This window comes from Micromonospora sp. NPDC047644, assembly GCF_040704315.1.
In the GTDB taxonomy this organism is placed as follows: Bacteria; Actinomycetota; Actinomycetes; order Mycobacteriales; family Micromonosporaceae; genus Micromonospora.
This window is the reverse complement of the sequence record NZ_JBEYSY010000002.1, coordinates 98,199-114,146: the sequence shown is the minus strand read 5'-3', so window position 1 is coordinate 114,146 and position 15,948 is coordinate 98,199. Positions and strand designations below refer to the sequence as shown.

Sequence of the window (15,948 nt, the reverse complement as noted above, 5' to 3'; positions counted from 1 at the left end):
TCCGAAACTTTCCGGAAACCCGCGCAACCTTTTCGGCAACCTAAGTGCCCCATCGATGGCTGTCAAGTGTCCCAATCGGACTACCAGGGGGATGTTTCCTGCACACGGTGAGTCCGCGATCGGCATTCCGTTGCCGACGAGCCGCGCGATGCCCGGCGAATGCGTGGCCCGAGTGCGACAGCTACTGGCGTGAATGTCACGTCATGTTAAGGTCGCCCGAAACTTTCGGATGTTGTATGAGGCCGCGATGACAGAGCACCGCCCGCTCGACCCACCCGCCTCCACCACCATCGCGACCATCGCCAACGATGTCGGCGTATCGGTCGCGACCGTGTCCAAGGTCCTCAACGGACGCGGCGACGTCGCCCCCGGCACCAGAGCCCGGGTGGAGGCGAGCCTCGACCGCCACCAGTACCAGCGCCGCGCCCGGCGACACGCGACCAGCGGCGGCCGGGTAGATCTCGTGTTCCACGAGTTCGACACGGGTTGGGCGATGGAGATCCTGCGGGGCGTCGAGGCGGTGACCTCCGCGGCCGGCATCGGGCTGTCGATCGCCCAACTCGACGGCGCGCACCGCCCGCCCGCACGATGGCTGGAGGCGTTACTCGTCGACCGCCCCCTGGGCGTGGTGTTCGTCCTCTCCCACCTGGCCGAGGCCCAACAGCAGCACCTGCGCCGCCAGGGCATCCCCTTCGTCGTCGTCGACACCGACAGTGCCACCTCGGCCTCGGTGCCGACCGTCGGGTCGAACAACTGGAACGGGGGCCTGCTCGCCGCCCGGCACCTGCTGCAGCTGGGGCACCGACGGCTCGCCATCATCTCCGGGCCACCCGACGTGCTGTGCAGTCGAGCCCGCGCGGCCGGCTTCCAGTCGGCCCACGACGAAGCCGGCATAGTGGTCGACCGCGAGCTGATCCGCTACGGCAGTTTCTCCGCCGGAACGGGGCACGCCCACGGGCTGCAACTGCTCCAGCGGCCGGACCGACCCACGGCGATCTTCGCCGGGTCGGACATCCAGGCCATGGGGGTGCTCCGGGCCGCCCGTCAGTGCGGCCTGCGGGTGCCCGAGGACCTCTCGGTGATCGGGTACGACAACCTGCCGGTCTCCGCCTGGACCGACCCGGCGCTCACCACGATCAACCAGCCGTTGCGAGACATGGCCGGTATCGCCACCCAGATGTTGCTCGACCTGACCAGGGGCAACGAGCCGGCGACCAGCCGGATCGACCTGGTGACCGAGCTGGTCGTCCGGGAGAGCACCGCACCCCCCGCCCATCCGCGCTGACCCCGGCCCCTGCGAGGACCCGTGCCCCACTCCGCCCCCACCTTCGACGACCTCCAGCGGTACGCACCCGAGGTCGCCGAACCCGACGACTTCGACGAGTTCTGGCGGGACACGCTCACCGGGGCGGCAACCGTACCGGTGCTCGTCGACGTCCGCCCTGAACCCACCGACCTGCGGCTGCTCGACTCCTGGGACGTCACGTTCGCCGGCTTCGGTGGTGACCCGGTCCGCGCCTGGTACACCCGCCCGGCCGGGGTCAGCGAACCGCTGCCGGCCGTGGTCGAGTACGCCGGCTACGGCCGTGGGCGCGGCCTGCCCCACGAACGGTCGACCTGGGCGGTGGCCGGCTACGCGCACCTGCTGATGGACAACCGGGGACAGGCGGGGCAGCACGGCGCCGGGGACACCCCCGACCCGCACGGCGCGCCCGGCGGGCCCTGGCCGGCCACCTGGGGAATCCTCGATCCGCGCACCTACCACTACCGCCGCCTGATAACCGACGCGGTGCGGGCGGTCGAGGCGGTCCGCGCGCTGCCGGGGGTCGAGGGTGACCGGGTCACCGTGGTCGGCAACAGCCAGGGTGGCGGCATCGCCCTGGCGGTGGCGGGTCTCGTCGAGAATCTCAGCGCGGTGCTGACCACCGCCCCGTTCCTGTGCGACATGCGCCGGGCCGTCGCGCTCACCGACCTCGCGCCGTACGGCGAGATCGCCCGGTACCTGGCGGTGGCCCGGGAGGCCCAGGATGCGGTGTGGCGCACGTTGTCCTATGTCGACGGGGTCAACTTCGCACGTCGGGCGACCGCGCCGGCGCACTTCGGCGTCGGCGGACGCGACACCGTCTGCCCACCGCGCACCGCCTTCGCCGCCTACAACCACTACGGTGCCGCGAACGGCAGGCCGGTCCCGCCCGAGCGGGAGATGCACGTCTACCCGTTCAACGGTCATGAGGGCGGCGAGGCCGTGCACGTGCGGCGTCAGCTGCGCTGGCTGGGCTCGATCCTGCACCCGGCGCGGTCCTGAACGCCGAGCGCATCGTCGGATGCTGATGCGTTGCCGGTGTTAGCGATAACACGCTATGGTGCGTCAGGCGAGGTGCAGGGCACACCTCCGCCACGGCCTTCCCGGTCCGTCCCCGTCAGATACTCGACGGCCGGTGACCGCCGCTAACCGCCACGACCACCAGTGCAGGCGTCCGGGTTCATGGTCGTGCCGCGCACCCCACCTCCGCGTACCGCGTCATGACGGCAGCCGTACCCCCGGTGACCGCTGATGTCGCGCACCCCCCACCAGAGGATGTCCCATGCGCAGTCCAACGCTCGCGCCACCCGTCCCGCTCGCACCGACCGGCAGCGCACCGACGTCGAGGCCCCGGCGGGCTCGTCGATGGTGGACGGCCCTGGCCGCCGTCGCCGCCATGGTCGCCGCCGTGCCGATCGCGACCACTCCCGCCAGCGCGGAGTCCAACGGCGGCGTCCGCGTGATGCCGCTCGGCGACTCCATCACCGACGGATTCAACGTCCCCGGCGGCTACCGGATCGAGTTGTGGCAGCGGTTCACGTCCGGTGGTTACCGGATCGACTTCGTCGGCTCCCAGTTCAACGGGCCCGCCAGCCTCGGCGACCACGACCACCAGGGCCACTCCGGCTGGACGATCGCCCAGATCGACGCCAACGTGGTGAACTGGTTGCGGGCCACGAATCCGCGGACCGTGCTGCTGCACATCGGCACCAACGACATGTACGGCGACACGTCCGGGGCCCCGTCCCGGCTGGCCACTCTCGTCGACCGGATCACCAACACCGCCCCGAACGCGGACGTGTTCGTCGCGACGATCGTCCCGAAGGCCGGCGCGGACAACCAGGTCCGGGGCTACAACGCCGCGATCCCCGGGATCGTGCAGAGCCGGGCCGCCGCCGGGAAACGCGTTCACCTGGTCGACATGTATAGCGCCCTGACGCTCAGCGACCTGGCCGACGGAGTGCACCCGAACGCCACCGGCTACCGCAAGATGGCCGCCGCCTGGTACGACGCTCTCCGTACGGTGCCCGGCAGCATCGGGGGCGACACGCCTCCGACCACGCCCCCACCCACCACCGAACCACCGACCACGCCCCCGCCGTCCGGTGCCTGCCGTGTCGCGTACACGGTCAACGCCTGGAACAGTGGTCTCACCGCGTCGGTCTCGGTGACCAACACGAGCAGCACGCCGCTGAACGGTTGGGCCCTGGCGTTCACACTGCCCGGTGGGCAGAGCATCACCAGCGGCTGGAACGCCAGCTACTCCCCGACCAGCGGCGCGGTGACCGCCCGAAACGTCTCCTACAACGCGACGATCGCGCCGAACGCCTCGGTCGACATCGGCTTCCAGGCGACCCACACGGGTGGCACCGGCCGGCCGGCCGCATTCACCCTCAACGGCACCGCCTGCACGCTCGCCTGACACTGTCCGTCGCGGTGCCGGGTCGCCTCGGCTCGGCACCGCGCGGACGACGGGGTTGAGCGGTTACCGTCGCGCGGCGCCGTAGAGCCGGCTCACGGTCTCGGCCACGCAGACGGGCTTGCCGCCGCCGTCGCTTTCCACGGTGACCGTCACGACCAGCTGCACACCGCCGCTGACCGGCGACACGTCGGCGATGGTCGCGGTGGCCCGCACGGCGGCGCCGACCCGCAGCGGCGCGGGGAAACGCACCCGGTTCAGCCCGTAGTTGACGCCCATCGCCACCCCCTCGACCCGGTAGAGCCCGCCCGCCAACGCCGGCAACAGCGAGAGGGTGAGGTACCCGTGGGCGATCGTCGCGCCGAACGGCCCCGCCGCGGCCCGGACCGGGTCGACATGGATCCACTGGTGGTCGTCGGTGGCGTCGGCGAACAGGTCGACGCGGCTCTGCTCGACGCGTTGCCACGGACCGGGGCCGAGGCTCTCGCCGGTCGCGGCGGCCAGCTCCTCGAACGAGGTGAAGACTCTCATGCCGGATCTCCCTACAACTGCTAGAAGGCGTTGACGCCGGTGAGCGCGCGTCCGATGAGGAGTTGCTGGATCTGGCTGGTGCCCTCGTAGAGCGTGGCCACCCGGGCGTCGCGCAGATACTTGCCGACCGGATACTCGTCGATGTAGCCGTACCCGCCGAAGACCTGGACCGCGTTGTTGGCCGCGCGGACGGCGGCCTCGCTGGCGAAGAGCTTGGCCGTCGACGCCTCGGTGGCGAACGGCTGGTCCCGGTCGATCAGGTCGGCCACCTGCCACACCAGCAGCCGGGCGGCGGCGGTGTCCACAGCGATGGCGGCGAGCAGTTGTTGGACGAGCTGATGTTCGGCGATCGGCTTGCCGAACTGGGTGCGCTGCCCGGCGTAGCCGACCGCCGCGTCGAGGCAGCCCTGCGCGATGCCGACGCACCCGGCGGCCACCGACATCCGGCCCTTGGCGAGGGTGCCCAGGGCCAGGCGGAATCCGGCGCCCTCGGCGCCGAGGCGGGCCGTGTCGGGCACCCGCACCTCGTCGAAGCCCAGCTCGCCGGTGGCCTGACCGCGCAGACCGAGCTTGCCGTGGATCTCCCGGCGGGTCAGCCCCGGGCTGTCGGTGGGCACCAGGAACGCGGTGATGCCCCGGTGCCCGGGGCCGCCGGTGCGGGCGAAGACCAGCGCGACGTCGGCGGTGGTGCCGTTGGTGATGAACATCTTCGTGCCGGTGAGCAACCAGTCGGTGCCGTCGCGGACCGCCCGGGTGCGCAGCGCGGCCGCGTCCGAGCCGCTGTCCGGCTCGGTCAGCGCGAAGCAGCCGAGTGCGGTGCCGGCACAGAGCCCGGGTAACCACTGGGCCCGTTGTTCGGCGCTGCCGTGCGCGGCGATCGACTTCGCGACCAGGCCGAGGGAGACCGAGACGATGCCGCGCACCGCCGAGTCGCCCCGGCCCAGTTCCTCCAGGACCAGGCAGTACGCGAGGTGGTCGCCGCCGGAACCGCCGTCGGCCTCGGCGATGGTCAGCCCCAGGAAGCCCAGGTCACCGAGCATGCCGACGATGGCGGGGTCGACCGATTCGCGGCGGTCCCAGGCGGCTGCGTGCGGTAGCAGCTCGCGGTCGGCGAATTCGGCGGCCAACTGGCGGACCGCCGCCTGCTCGGCGGAGAGGGTGAGGTCCATGACGCTCAAACTAGCGGTGATAGTTAAACGCGTCCAGACCGGGCCTTCACCGGTCGGAGGTCAGACCGACGTGCCGTTCGGCGGTGAACGCGCGGGCCAGCTCCGTCCGCGAACGGATGCCCAGCCGGTGGAACACGTTGCGCAGATGGTGATCGACCGTACGGGTGGAGAGGAACATCCGGGCGGCGATCTCCCGGTTGGTGGCGCCCTCGGCGACCAACTCCGCGATCCGCAGTTGTTGGCCGGTCAACAACCGCGCCGCGGGCAGGTCCGGCGGACCGATCGACTCCCCGGCCGCCCGCAGCTCCGTGGTGGCCTGCTCGGCCCAGCACTCCACCCCGAGCAGGCTGAACATCTCGCGGGCCTGGTGCAGGTGCGTCCGCGCGTCGCGAGGACGTCGACTGCGGCGTAACTCCTGACCGAAGAGCAGTTCGGTACGGGCCCGCTCGAACGTGCCGGCCTCGGTGGGGTGCAGCCGCAGCGCCGCCTGGAAGTCCCGTTCCGCGTCGGCGCCGCCCCGGGGAGCCAGCAGTGCGTGGCACCGCGCGGACAGGGCCCGGCGCAACGGGCTCGCGGTGCTGCTGGCCCACCTGTCGAACGCGGCGAGCGCGGCCGTCGCCGCCGGCCGGTGCGCGAGGTGCGCCGCCGCCTCCACCAGGTACGGCGTGGCCATCACCTGCACGAGAACCTGACCTCGGCGCGTGCCGAGCCGGGACAGCGACGCCAACCGGTCCGCCGCCTCGGCGTGCCGACCGTCCACCAGGTCGAGCACTGCCAGGGCCCACGCGGCGAGCGCGTGCGGGCGGCTGCCCGGCGTCGGAAACTCGCCGATCTCCCGGATCCGCCGCAGGCTGGTCTCCCGGTCGGCCCGGATCGCGGCGAGGACGGCGAGCATGCCCAGGTGGACGTTGGCGCAGTTGACCTGCCCGGTGGCCCGGGCGACACGCAGCCCGTCGCGGGAGCTCTCCGCCGCCGCCTCGTGTCGACCCAGCCAGTACTCGGCGACCGCCCGCAGCTCCAACGCCCGCGACAGCGTGGACAGCTCACCCCGTTCCCGGGCCAGCTCGACCGCGCGTTCGGCGAGCCGGTGGGCCGCGCCGTCCACAGCCACCAGCAATCCGGCCGCCGCGGCGCAGCTGAGCGCGGTGGGGGTCAACGCCCAACCGGTCAGCCGGTCGCCCAGCACCACGGCGCGGCGCAGCGCGGGCCCGGCCCGCTCGTGGTCGCCCCGCAGGGTCGCCGCCACCCCGGCGATCAGACAGCCCATGACCTCCAGGGCCGGCGGGTCGCCGGGGCGCCGCAACGCCAACGCCCGCCGGCCGACCTCGGCGTAGCGGTACTGGTCGCCGGTGAAGCAGACCGCCTCGCCGGCGCGTACCAGCCCGGTCAACGCCAGGGCACGGTCGGTGCCGTGCACCGCCGCGGTGGCGGCCAGCAGCGTGGCAGACGCACTCGAGGCGGTGCCGCAGCGCAGGTCAAGCTCGCCACGGAGCAGGTCGGCGCGACCCCGGACGACCGGGTCGACGCCGACCGCGCGGAGGCGGTCGAGCAGCAGCCGGGCCTCGTCGGGTTGTCCCCCGGCCCAGGCGTACCGGGCCGCGGCCAGCAGACGGGTGGCGGTCAGCCTCGGCTGGTCGCTCAGTTCGGCGGCCCACCGCAGGGCCACCGAGGCGGCGGCCCAACCGTCGGATCCGCCGACCGCCGCCTGTTCCAACTCGGCGGCGAGGGCCGGATCGGAACCCGCGGTCGCGGCGGCGAGGTGCATCGCCCGGCGCAGCCGCTGCCCGTCCGCGACCAGCACCTCGGCGAGCAGTCGGTGCGCCGCACGGCGCTCCGCCAGCGGCGCGCTGGCCGCGATCATCGCGCGCACCAGCGGCTGCGGAAAGGTGACGCCGCGTTGCTCGACGCGGACCAGGCCGGCGACCTCCGCCGGGGCGAGTGCCTCGACCTCGGCGCCGGCAGCCGCCGCGGCCCGGATCAGGGTGCCCGGCTCGCCGTCCTCATCGAGCGCGGCGAGCAGCAGCACCCGTCGGGTCTCCGGGGGCAGCCGGTCCAGCCGGGCGCGGTACGCGCGAGCCAGCGCTCCGTCCGCCGGTGGCGCGGCGGGCAGCGACTCCTCGCCCCGCCACTGCCCGGCGGTGAGGACCTCGGCGAGGTCCACCAGGGCCTGCGGGTTGCCGCCGCCGACCGTGGCCAACGCGCTCAGTGCCGACGCGGCCGGCCGGTCGGGAAGCCGCTCGACGCTGTCGCGCCCGGCCAGCCGACCGAGTCGATCGGTGAGGACGGCGCGACTCTCATGCTCGCTGAGCGCACGCAGTCGGTGGGCCGGTATCCCGTCCAGGTTGGCGGTGACGTCCGCGGTGAGCAGGACGGCGAGCGGCAAGTGCCGCACCCGGCGGGCCACGAACGCCAGCACCTGAGCGGTCTGCGGGTCACCTCGGTCGATGTCGTCCATCGTGGCGAGCAACGGCCGGTCCCGGGCGGCGGCGGTGAGCAGCCCGAGCACCGCCATCGACAGGGTCAACTGGCGCTCGGCCGGGCAGCTCTCCCCGGCGAGCGCGCGCCGCAGCAGGTGGCGCTGCTCACCGGGGAGCGCGGCGGCCCGGTCGAGCACCGGGTCGACCAGACGTTGCAGGCCGGCGTACGGCAGGGCGGCCTCCTCGGCGAGCCCGCCGCCGGCGAGCACCGTGCAGCCACCCTCGGCGTGTCGATGGGCGTAGCCGAGAAGCGCCGTCCGGCCCGATCCGGGCTCCCCGCGCACCAGCAGGGCACCGCCGGCGTTGGTCATGCCGTCGAGCAGGCTCCGGACCGCCCGGCACTCGTCGTCCCGGCCATGCAGCACGGTTAGTTGCACTCTTGATGCAGTAACCATGCCTGCCAGTGTCACCCATCGGAAACCGAATGGAAAGAGGGGGCGATATCGGGCCGGGCCGGAATCAGTCGGGCGCGACCTCGGCCAGCAGAGCGCCCACGGTCCGGGCCATCACCGCGCGGGCCTGGTCCACGCCGAGACCGAGCCCGTAGCGCAGCATCGACCAGGCCTGCCAGGTGCTCGCCGCGACCAGGGCGTTGAGCAACTGCTCCCGTCCCGCCCCGGCCTCGGCCAACTCGACGGCGAAGAGCTCCTCGACCTCGTCGCGGACCCGTTCGATGTGCTTGAGACGGTTGCGGTGCAGCTGTTCGGAGACCGGCTCACGCATCTGGGCGGCCCGCGCCGACGGCGCGATGAGCTGGAGCAGCCGAGCCCGCTGCCGGCAGTACGCGTCGACCCGCTTCGCCAACGGCAGCCCGGGTGAGATCGGCCGGTGGGCGGCGTCCTGCTGGCGGAGCACCTCCGCGCCGCTGGCCTCGAAGAGCGTCTCCATGTCCTTGAAGTTGGTCCAGAGGGTGCGCAGCGAGATGCCGGCCCGCTCGGAGATGCGCTCCCCGGTCGGGCGGAGGTCACCCTCGGAGATGAGCGCGAGGTGCGCCTCGACGATGGCGGCGCGGGTCCGCTCGGCGCGGGCGGTACGTCCGTCGACCCGGCCCGCCACATCGACTGCGTCCATCCGCCCTCGCCCCCTCACCGCCACGGCGTCCCCCGACGCACCGCCGAGTCTAGACAGCCGTTGATCAGCGGCTCCGGACGCTCCGCCGACGCCGTCATCCGGCCCGGCCGGTCAGTGAGACGCCGCCGTCGCAGACGATGGTCTGCCCGGTGATCCAACCGGCGTCGTCGGAGGCCAGGAAGGCGACCGCGCCGGCCACGTCGGACGGCAGGCCGAGGCGCCCGAGCGGGTACCGCGCGGCGACCTCGGCCTCCCGTCCGTCGTAGAGGGCGGCGGCGAAGCGGGTCTTCACCACGCCGGGAGCGACCGCGTTGACCCTGACCGTCGGCCCCAACTCCACGGCGAGGCTGGCGGTGAGGTGGTTGAGCGCGGCCTTGCTGACTCCGTAGCAGGCGATGCCGGGCGACGGACCGAGCCCGGCGATCGACGAGACATTGACGACGCAGCCGCCACGCTCGCTCAGGCCGGAGGCGAAGACCTCCTGCACCCAGCCGAGCGCGGCGACCACGTTCACGTCGAGGATCTTGCGGGCCGCGGCCAGGTCCAGCTCGACCAGCGGGCCGTGCACCGGGTTGATGCCGGTGTTGTTGACCAGCAGGTCCACCGGCCCGAACGCCGAGGTGACCGCGCGCACCGCGGCGGCCCGATGCTCAGGATCGTCGGCCCGGCCCGGCACCGCGAGGGCGTGTGCCGGACCGCCAAGGGCGGCGACCGCGTCGGCCAGCGCCTCGGGTCGGCGGGCGGTCAGGCCCACCCGGGCTCCCTCGGCGACGAGGCGTCTGGCGATGGCCAGACCGATCCCGCGACTGGCGCCGGTGACGATGGCGACCCGGCCCGCGAGTCGGCCCGAATATGCATTCACGGTGCAGATAGTAGGAGCATCGATCGGTATCGGTCAACGCCTTCGACGGTCGGCCGGTCGGCCGCGCCGGCAACACGCGCACAGCCGTCCGACCGGGCGTGGTCGGGCGGGACCACGCCCGGTCGGACGTCGGGGCTACGGGGCCTCAGGAGCCGGTCGGCACCCCGTTCGCCGGCGGCGCAGCCGGGGTGGCGGTGTACTCGTTGACCGCCCCGTCCGCCTCGTCCGTCTCGTACGCCGGCCCGAAGTAGCTCTGCACTCCCCCGCTCACCCGGCTCAACCGCTGGCCGCCGTACCCGGAGTGGTCCTTGGCGGAGAAGCGCAGCGGCACCAGCCCCGGGCCCTGGAAGCCGCCCTTCTGCACGGCGTCGAGGACCTTCTCCCGGGTGAGGTCCTTGCCGGCGGCCAGCAGCGTCTGCACGAAGAGATAGCCGACCGACATGCCGTAGACGGTGTTGCCGTCGAACGGCGCGTCCCCGTTGTGCTCCTTGTTGACCTTCATGAAGAGCTGGATCCACGGGTTGGCGGTGTCGTTCTGCATCGGCAGGTAGTTGGTGCCGACCATGCCCTCCAGCAGTGGCGCCGCGGCGCCGAGCTGCTTGGCCAGGGTCGGGTGGTCGGCGCCGACGTTGGAGACCAGCCACTGCGGCTTGAAGCCCAGCCGCGCCGCCGTGCCGACGGAGAGCGCGGTGAAGCCGGGCACCGTGGCGAGCACGACGACCTGGCACCCGGCCGCCTTGAACGCGCCGATCTGTGGCGCCACGTTGGTGTTGCTGGTGACGTACGTCTGCTTGACCGCCACGGCACCGGCGCCGAGCACCTTCTCCACGCCGGCCAGGCTGTCCCGGCCGAAGTCGTCGTCCTGACCGAGGAAGCAGACCTTCTGGCCGGCCAGGTTCACCTTCGCGTAGTTGGCCAGGATCTTGCCCTCGACCGTGTAGTCCGGGTTGAACCCGAACGTGCCCGGATACTTGTCGGGTTGGTCCCAGCTGCGGCTGCCGGAGGCGACGAAGAGGTCGGGCACCCGGTTGCTCTTGAGGAAGTCGAGCACACCGGTGTGCGTCGGCGTACCCAGACCATTGAGGATGGCGAAGACCTTGTCCTGGAGGACGAGCTGGCGCACCACCTGCTGGGTGTTCGCCGGGTTGTAACCATCGTCCATGATCTTGTAGGTGATCTTCCGGCCGTGCACACCGCCGTTGGCGTTGACGTAGTCGAAGTACGCCTTCGTCGCCGGGGCGATCTTCGAGTAGCCGGCCGAGGCCGGACCGGTCAGCGGCATGTGGGTGCCGACGACGACCTCGGTGCCGGTGACGCCCGGCACCGACGCCCCGCCGGAGCCGGGGCCGTCGTCGCCGCCACAGCCGGCCGCGGTGATGAGCAGGGCAAGGGTGCTGGCGATCGCGAGGCCGCGATGCGCTTTACGGTGCATGGGAAACACCGACCTTTCTCGGTCCGGTTCTTCGGGGAACGGTGTGTGGTGGTGGGGCGCCCGGCCGAGGCCGGACCGAGGACAGCTCAGGAACGCCGGGCCGGCCGCCTGGCCAGCAACGCCCGGCCGAGACGCGACAGCAGACCCTGCACACCGCCGGGGGCGGCGATCATGACGACGATCAGGGTGAGTCCGAAGATCGCCAGAGGAAGGTTGCCCTCCATCCGCTGCGCCACCGAGGGCGAGAGCGTGAGCGTCTCGGTCAGCGAGTGGGTGAGATCGGGCAGGGCGACCAGCAGGACCGCCCCCCAGAGCGCGCCGGTCAGTCGGCCCAGGCCACCGATCACCACGGCCATCAGCAGGAACAGCGACAGAGTCAGCGAGAACGCGCCGGGTGAGACGCTCTGCGCGAGCACCGCCAGCAGCGCGCCGCCGAGCCCGGCGGTGGCGGCGCTGACCACGAACGCGAGAACCTGGGTGCGAGCCACATGGATGCCGGCGAGGCGGGCCGCCACCTCGTCGTCGCGGACCGCCCGGAAGGTCCGCCCGTACCGGCTGCGGATCAGGTTCGCCAGCAGCAGCAACGCGAGCAGGGTGGCCGCGCCGGTGACCCAGAGCTGCCACCGCTCGTACGGGAAGTACGGGCCGAGCGACAGCGGCGGCGGCTCGACCGGCACCGACAGCCCCTGCTCGCCGTTGAACACGCCGTCGAAGGTGACCGCCAGCGCCGGCACCACCACGGCCACCGCGAGAGTGACACCGGCGAGATAGGGGCCGCGTAGCCGAGCCGCTGCCACACCGACCACCGCGCCGACCGCGACCGTGCTGACGATCGCCGCGGCCAACGACAGCGGCAACAGCCAGCCGCCGGTCAGCCCCCGGTCGGCGAACGCGGTCTGGCAGAGCGCCACCGTGTACGCCCCGGTGGCCATCAGCGCGCCGTGCCCGAGCGACAGCTGACCGTTGAGCCCGGTGAGGACGGTCAGCCCGGCGGTCGCGCACAGGTAGGCGGCCACTGTGGCGAGCTGGAAGTTGCGGAACGGCTCGACGGAGTAGCTGACCGCCACCAGTAGCAACCCGGCGGCCAGCACCACCGCGAGGTGGCGCAGCAGGGTGGAACCGCGTCGCCGGTCGACCCGTCGGCCGGCCGGGTCGTCGAGCTGCTCCCTCGGCGGCACCGCCGCCTTCGTGGCGCTCACACCCGCCTCGCCGCGACCGGGGCGAACAACCCACCGGGTCGGACCAGCAGCACCGCCAGCAGCAGGACCAGCACCGCGAGCGGGGTGAGGTCACTGCCGGCGTAGCCGCTCACGTAGGAGAGCAGCAGGCCCACCACCAGCCCACCGACCACCGCCCCCGGTGGACTGTCCAGCCCGCCGACCACCGCCGCGGTGAACGCCGAGACGAACACCAGGTCCATCGCGTGCGGGTGCAGGCCCAGCTCGGTCGGCAGGACCAGCATCGCGGCCAGCGCGCCCACCCCGGAGGCGAGCGCCCAGCCGAGGGTCAGCATCCCACCGACGTTGACCCCGAGCAGCCGGGAGACCTCCGGAGCGAAGGCCGCCGCGCGCATCCGCAACCCCACCGGGGTACGCGCGAACATCCAGGCCAGCCCACTGACCACCACGCCGATCGTGGCGAAGACGAACAGGTCGTACGGGGACAGCACGGCGACGCCGCCCACGGTGAGGGCGGACCGGCTGAACGGGGCTTCGGCGGGGCGGAACTCGCTGCCGTACACCATGCCCAGCACGGCCTGGATCAGCAGCACCAGCCCGAGCGCGACGATGACCGGGTTGAGCGGTGAGGCGTGATCGACGTGCCGCATCACCACCCGGTCCACCAGCGCACCGAGCAGCAGGCCGGCGACGATCGCGACCACGAAGCCCAGCCAGTAGGAACCGGTGGCGGTGCTGACGGTGTAGGCGACGTACGCGGCGGCCACGGCCATCGCCCCCTGGGCGAAGTTGACGACCCGCGCCGCCCGCCAGATGAGCACCAGGGCCAGCGCGAACGCGGCGTACACCGCGCCCCGGGACAGGCCGTCGACGGTGAGGAAGACGAAGCGGTCCAACAGTCCTCCCTCCGGGGGACGAGATGGTGGTCAGAAACCGAGGTAGGCGTGGCGCAGGTCGACGTCGTCGCGCAGCTTCGCCGCCGGGGCGGCGATCACCACCCGACCGAGGGACATCACGACGCCCTGGTCGGCGACGGCGAGCGCACTGCGCACGTTCTGCTCGACCAGCAGGACGGTCAGGCCGGTGCGGTCGCGCAGTTGGCGGAGCAGGGCCATGGTCCGGGCGACCACCCGGGGGGCCAGGCCGAGCGACGGCTCGTCGAGCAGCAGCAGGCGGGGTCGGCCGACCAGGGCCCGACCGAGCGCCAGCATCTGCCGCTCGCCGCCGGAGAGCTGGTGACCGAGGTGCCGGCGGCGGCGGGCCAGCGGCTCGAAGAGCTCGTAGACCTCGTCGAGGGCCCGCCCGGCGTCGGCCCGGTCGCGCCGCCACAGCCCGCCCAGCCGCAGGTTCTCGTCGACGGTCAGCTCACTGATCACGCCCCGGCCCTCCGGGACGTGCGCCATGCCGCGTCGGACGAGCTGCTCCACCGGCGTACCGCGAAGGTCCTCGCCGGCCAGCAGGACCTGGCCGGCGGCCGGGCGGATCATGCCGGAGAGCGCACGCAGGAGGGTGGTCTTGCCGGCGCCGTTGGCACCGACGACGGCGGCGATGGTGCCGGCCGGGACGGTGAGGTCGATGGCCCGCAACACGGGAGCGGCCCCGTAACCGGCGACCAACCCCCGCACGACGAGCAGATCGGTGCCGCTCATGGGGAGACCTCTTCCTCGACGGTGGCACCGAGGTACGCGTCGGTGACCGCGGGGTCGTCGCGGATCTCGTCCGGGGTGCCGGCGGCGATGACCCGGCCGAAGTCGAGCACCACGAGCTCGTCGCAGACAGCCATCACCAGGTCCATGTGGTGCTCGACCAGAAGCACGGCGCAGGGGTCGGTGTCCCGCCGGGGCAGTTGACGGACCAGCTCCGCCAGCTCGGCGATGTCGTCCGCCCCGAGGCCACCGGCCGGCTCGTCGAGCAGGAGCAGTCGGGGGCGGGCGGCGAGCGCGCGGGCCAGGGCGACCCGCTGACGTACGGCGAAGGGCAGGGTGGTCGGCGCGGCCCCGGCGTGCTCGGCGATGCCCAGCTCGTCGAGGATGGCCAGGGCGTCCGCGCGCAGCCGGCGTTCGTCGCGGTCGCTGGCGGGCAGCCCGAGCAGTGCCGGGACGAAGCCGGCACGGGCGGTGTGCGACGCGCCGGTCATCACGTTCTCCAGCACGCTCAGCCCGGCGAAGAGCCCGGTGCCCTGAAGGGTCCGGGCGATGCCGAGCCGGGTCAGCCGGTGCGGCCGTGGCCGCAGCGGGCGGCCGTCGAGGGTGAGTGACCCCGTCTCCGGTGCGACGAAGCCGCAGATCACGTTGAACAGCGTGGTCTTGCCGGCGCCGTTGGGCCCGATGACGCCCACCACCCGGTTGGGTGGCACCCGCAGGGACACGTCGTCGAGGGCGGTGAGGCCGCCGAAACGGACGCCGATGTGGTGCAGTTCCAGGCCGCGCTCCATCACCCATCCCTCTGTCGTGGCGGGTGTTTATTTACACTCGCAGTGTACGTTTCTCGGGTTGGGCGTCAAGACCTTCAATACCCCTTCACGCACGTGGACGGGGCGGCCGCCAGCGGCGACCGCCCCGTGACCGCCGTCAGGCGCTGGGACAGGTGTTGCGGTACTCCTGGATGGCCGAGCCGCTCGGGCCGGGGCAGAGGAACTGCTCGTAGCGGGTGTCGTCGTCGACGAACCGCTTCAACCAGGCCACCATCTGCCGCGCGGTCGGCGTGTTCGTGGTCTGCGGGAAGAAGTGGCTCGCCCCGTTCAGCTCCAGGTACGCCTTCTCGGCGGAGGCCGGGATGCTGTTGTAGAAGGGCACCGAGTGCGACGAGACCGGCGCGACGCTGTCGCTCTCCCCACCGATGATCAACGTGGGCACCCGCAGCTCGGACCAGCTCTTGTCCAGGTTCCACGGCGCGAGCGGCACCGCGGCCTGCAGCGACGGCCGGGACGAGGCCGCCTCCAGGCTGCCCCCGCCGCCCATGGAGTGGCCGGCCACGGCGAGTCGACTGCTGTCGATCCGGGTCCGTACCGAGCTGCGCTGGGTCAGGTAGTCCAGCGCGGCCAGCAACTGCCGGCCCCGGCTGTCCGGCTGGTCCAGCCGACTGTTGGTCTCGATGCCGATCACCACGAAACCGTGCGAGGCGATGCGGGGTCCGAGCCAGCTGATGCTGGACCAGGCCGCCGTGTAGCCGGGCGAGATGGCGATGGCGCCGAAGGTGCCCTCGCTGGTGCTGGTCGGGTAGTAGATGACGCCGCCGCCGAAGCCGGTGACACTCAGCGAGGACACGTTCTGCGACGCGGTGGCGAACGGTCCGCGACTGGCCTCCAGGATCGAGGTGGTCGGGGCGGGGCCGCGCTCGTAGGGGCCGGCGGCCTGGGCCGCGCTGGACGACCCGGCCAGGGCGCCACCGGCGGCCAGGACGGCGGCCAACGCGAGCCGGGTGGCCCGGACTGCGACGGAACGGGGACGGGTGGTGGTTGGTGAGGACACGTCGGGCACTCCCTAAAGTCGAGGGATATCGACGTG

Annotated in this window: 14 protein-coding genes; 3 read left to right on the top strand and 11 right to left on the bottom strand. The window is 72.6% G+C overall.

The window, feature by feature from the left end:
* The first annotated feature begins 247 nt into the window (after positions 1 to 247).
* From AB0877_RS03740 to AB0877_RS03730, 3 genes are all read left to right on the top strand, one after another.
* A complete protein-coding gene (locus tag AB0877_RS03740; RefSeq protein ID WP_366606361.1) occupies positions 248 to 1,285 on the top strand; it encodes a substrate-binding domain-containing protein in 1,038 nt (345 codons plus the stop codon).
* A 21-nt stretch (positions 1,286 to 1,306) separates the two neighbouring features.
* Complete coding sequence (locus AB0877_RS03735; protein ID WP_366606359.1) at positions 1,307 to 2,305, top strand: acetylxylan esterase; 999 nt, start codon at positions 1,307 to 1,309, stop codon at positions 2,303 to 2,305.
* 280 nt (positions 2,306 to 2,585) lie between these two features.
* Positions 2,586 to 3,725, top strand: a complete 1,140-nt coding sequence (locus AB0877_RS03730; protein WP_366606357.1) for a cellulose binding domain-containing protein — start codon at positions 2,586 to 2,588, stop codon at positions 3,723 to 3,725.
* A 63-nt stretch (positions 3,726 to 3,788) separates the two neighbouring features.
* Here the strand turns inward: AB0877_RS03730 and AB0877_RS03725 are convergent, their stop codons facing one another.
* From AB0877_RS03725 to AB0877_RS03675, 11 genes are all read right to left on the bottom strand, one after another.
* Positions 3,789 to 4,253: a MaoC family dehydratase gene (locus AB0877_RS03725; protein WP_366606356.1), complete on the bottom strand. Its 465-nt coding sequence runs from the start codon at positions 4,251 to 4,253 to the stop codon at positions 3,789 to 3,791.
* 20 nt (positions 4,254 to 4,273) lie between these two features.
* Complete coding sequence (locus AB0877_RS03720) at positions 4,274 to 5,422, bottom strand: acyl-CoA dehydrogenase family protein (protein WP_366606354.1); 1,149 nt, start codon at positions 5,420 to 5,422, stop codon at positions 4,274 to 4,276.
* Positions 5,423 to 5,468: 46 nt separating this feature from the next.
* Positions 5,469 to 8,294 carry an AAA family ATPase gene (locus tag AB0877_RS03715; RefSeq protein WP_366606352.1) on the bottom strand — a complete coding sequence of 942 codons (2,826 nt, stop codon included), beginning with the start codon at positions 8,292 to 8,294 and terminating at the stop codon, positions 5,469 to 5,471.
* A 64-nt stretch (positions 8,295 to 8,358) separates the two neighbouring features.
* Positions 8,359 to 8,970 carry a TetR/AcrR family transcriptional regulator gene (locus AB0877_RS03710; protein WP_366606351.1) on the bottom strand — a complete coding sequence of 204 codons (612 nt, stop codon included), beginning with the start codon at positions 8,968 to 8,970 and terminating at the stop codon, positions 8,359 to 8,361.
* A gap of 94 nt (positions 8,971 to 9,064) precedes the next feature.
* Positions 9,065 to 9,832, bottom strand: a complete 768-nt coding sequence (locus tag AB0877_RS03705) for an SDR family oxidoreductase (protein ID WP_366606349.1) — start codon at positions 9,830 to 9,832, stop codon at positions 9,065 to 9,067.
* A gap of 145 nt (positions 9,833 to 9,977) precedes the next feature.
* A complete protein-coding gene (locus AB0877_RS03700) occupies positions 9,978 to 11,264 on the bottom strand; it encodes an ABC transporter substrate-binding protein (RefSeq protein ID WP_366606347.1) in 1,287 nt (428 codons plus the stop codon).
* Between the two features lie 86 nt (positions 11,265 to 11,350).
* The gene (locus tag AB0877_RS03695) at positions 11,351 to 12,463 is read right to left on the bottom strand and encodes a branched-chain amino acid ABC transporter permease (protein ID WP_366606345.1); all 1,113 of its coding nucleotides are present in this window, start codon (positions 12,461 to 12,463) and stop codon (positions 11,351 to 11,353) included.
* Positions 12,460 to 13,338, bottom strand: coding sequence for a branched-chain amino acid ABC transporter permease (locus AB0877_RS03690; protein WP_091399163.1), 879 nt, complete (start codon positions 13,336 to 13,338; stop codon positions 12,460 to 12,462). Before AB0877_RS03690 ends, AB0877_RS03695 begins: the two co-directional genes overlap by 4 nt.
* A 30-nt stretch (positions 13,339 to 13,368) precedes the next feature.
* Positions 13,369 to 14,091: an ABC transporter ATP-binding protein gene (locus AB0877_RS03685; protein ID WP_366606343.1), complete on the bottom strand. Its 723-nt coding sequence runs from the start codon at positions 14,089 to 14,091 to the stop codon at positions 13,369 to 13,371.
* A complete protein-coding gene (locus tag AB0877_RS03680) occupies positions 14,088 to 14,876 on the bottom strand; it encodes an ATP-binding cassette domain-containing protein (protein ID WP_366606341.1) in 789 nt (262 codons plus the stop codon). The genes AB0877_RS03685 and AB0877_RS03680 overlap by 4 nt, the downstream gene beginning before the upstream one ends.
* A 136-nt stretch (positions 14,877 to 15,012) precedes the next feature.
* The gene (locus tag AB0877_RS03675; protein ID WP_366606340.1) at positions 15,013 to 15,912 is read right to left on the bottom strand and encodes an alpha/beta hydrolase; all 900 of its coding nucleotides are present in this window, start codon (positions 15,910 to 15,912) and stop codon (positions 15,013 to 15,015) included.
* Between the last annotated feature and the right edge of the window lie 36 nt (positions 15,913 to 15,948).

Excerpts from the sequence above, each read along its gene's own strand:
- AB0877_RS03710 (WP_366606351.1), bottom strand. The coding sequence starts at position 8,970 with ATGGACGCAGTCGATGTGGCGGGCCGGGTCGACGGACGTACCGCCCGC.
- AB0877_RS03715 (WP_366606352.1), bottom strand. The coding sequence starts at position 8,294 with ATGGTTACTGCATCAAGAGTGCAACTAACCGTGCTGCATGGCCGGGAC.
- AB0877_RS03725 (WP_366606356.1), bottom strand. The coding sequence starts at position 4,253 with ATGAGAGTCTTCACCTCGTTCGAGGAGCTGGCCGCCGCGACCGGCGAG.
- AB0877_RS03740 (WP_366606361.1), top strand. The coding sequence starts at position 248 with ATGACAGAGCACCGCCCGCTCGACCCACCCGCCTCCACCACCATCGCG.
- AB0877_RS03700 (WP_366606347.1), bottom strand. The coding sequence starts at position 11,264 with ATGCACCGTAAAGCGCATCGCGGCCTCGCGATCGCCAGCACCCTTGCC.
- AB0877_RS03720 (WP_366606354.1), bottom strand. The coding sequence starts at position 5,422 with ATGGACCTCACCCTCTCCGCCGAGCAGGCGGCGGTCCGCCAGTTGGCC.
- AB0877_RS03680 (WP_366606341.1), bottom strand. The coding sequence starts at position 14,876 with ATGGAGCGCGGCCTGGAACTGCACCACATCGGCGTCCGTTTCGGCGGC.
- AB0877_RS03685 (WP_366606343.1), bottom strand. The coding sequence starts at position 14,091 with ATGAGCGGCACCGATCTGCTCGTCGTGCGGGGGTTGGTCGCCGGTTAC.
- AB0877_RS03730 (WP_366606357.1), top strand. The coding sequence starts at position 2,586 with ATGCGCAGTCCAACGCTCGCGCCACCCGTCCCGCTCGCACCGACCGGC.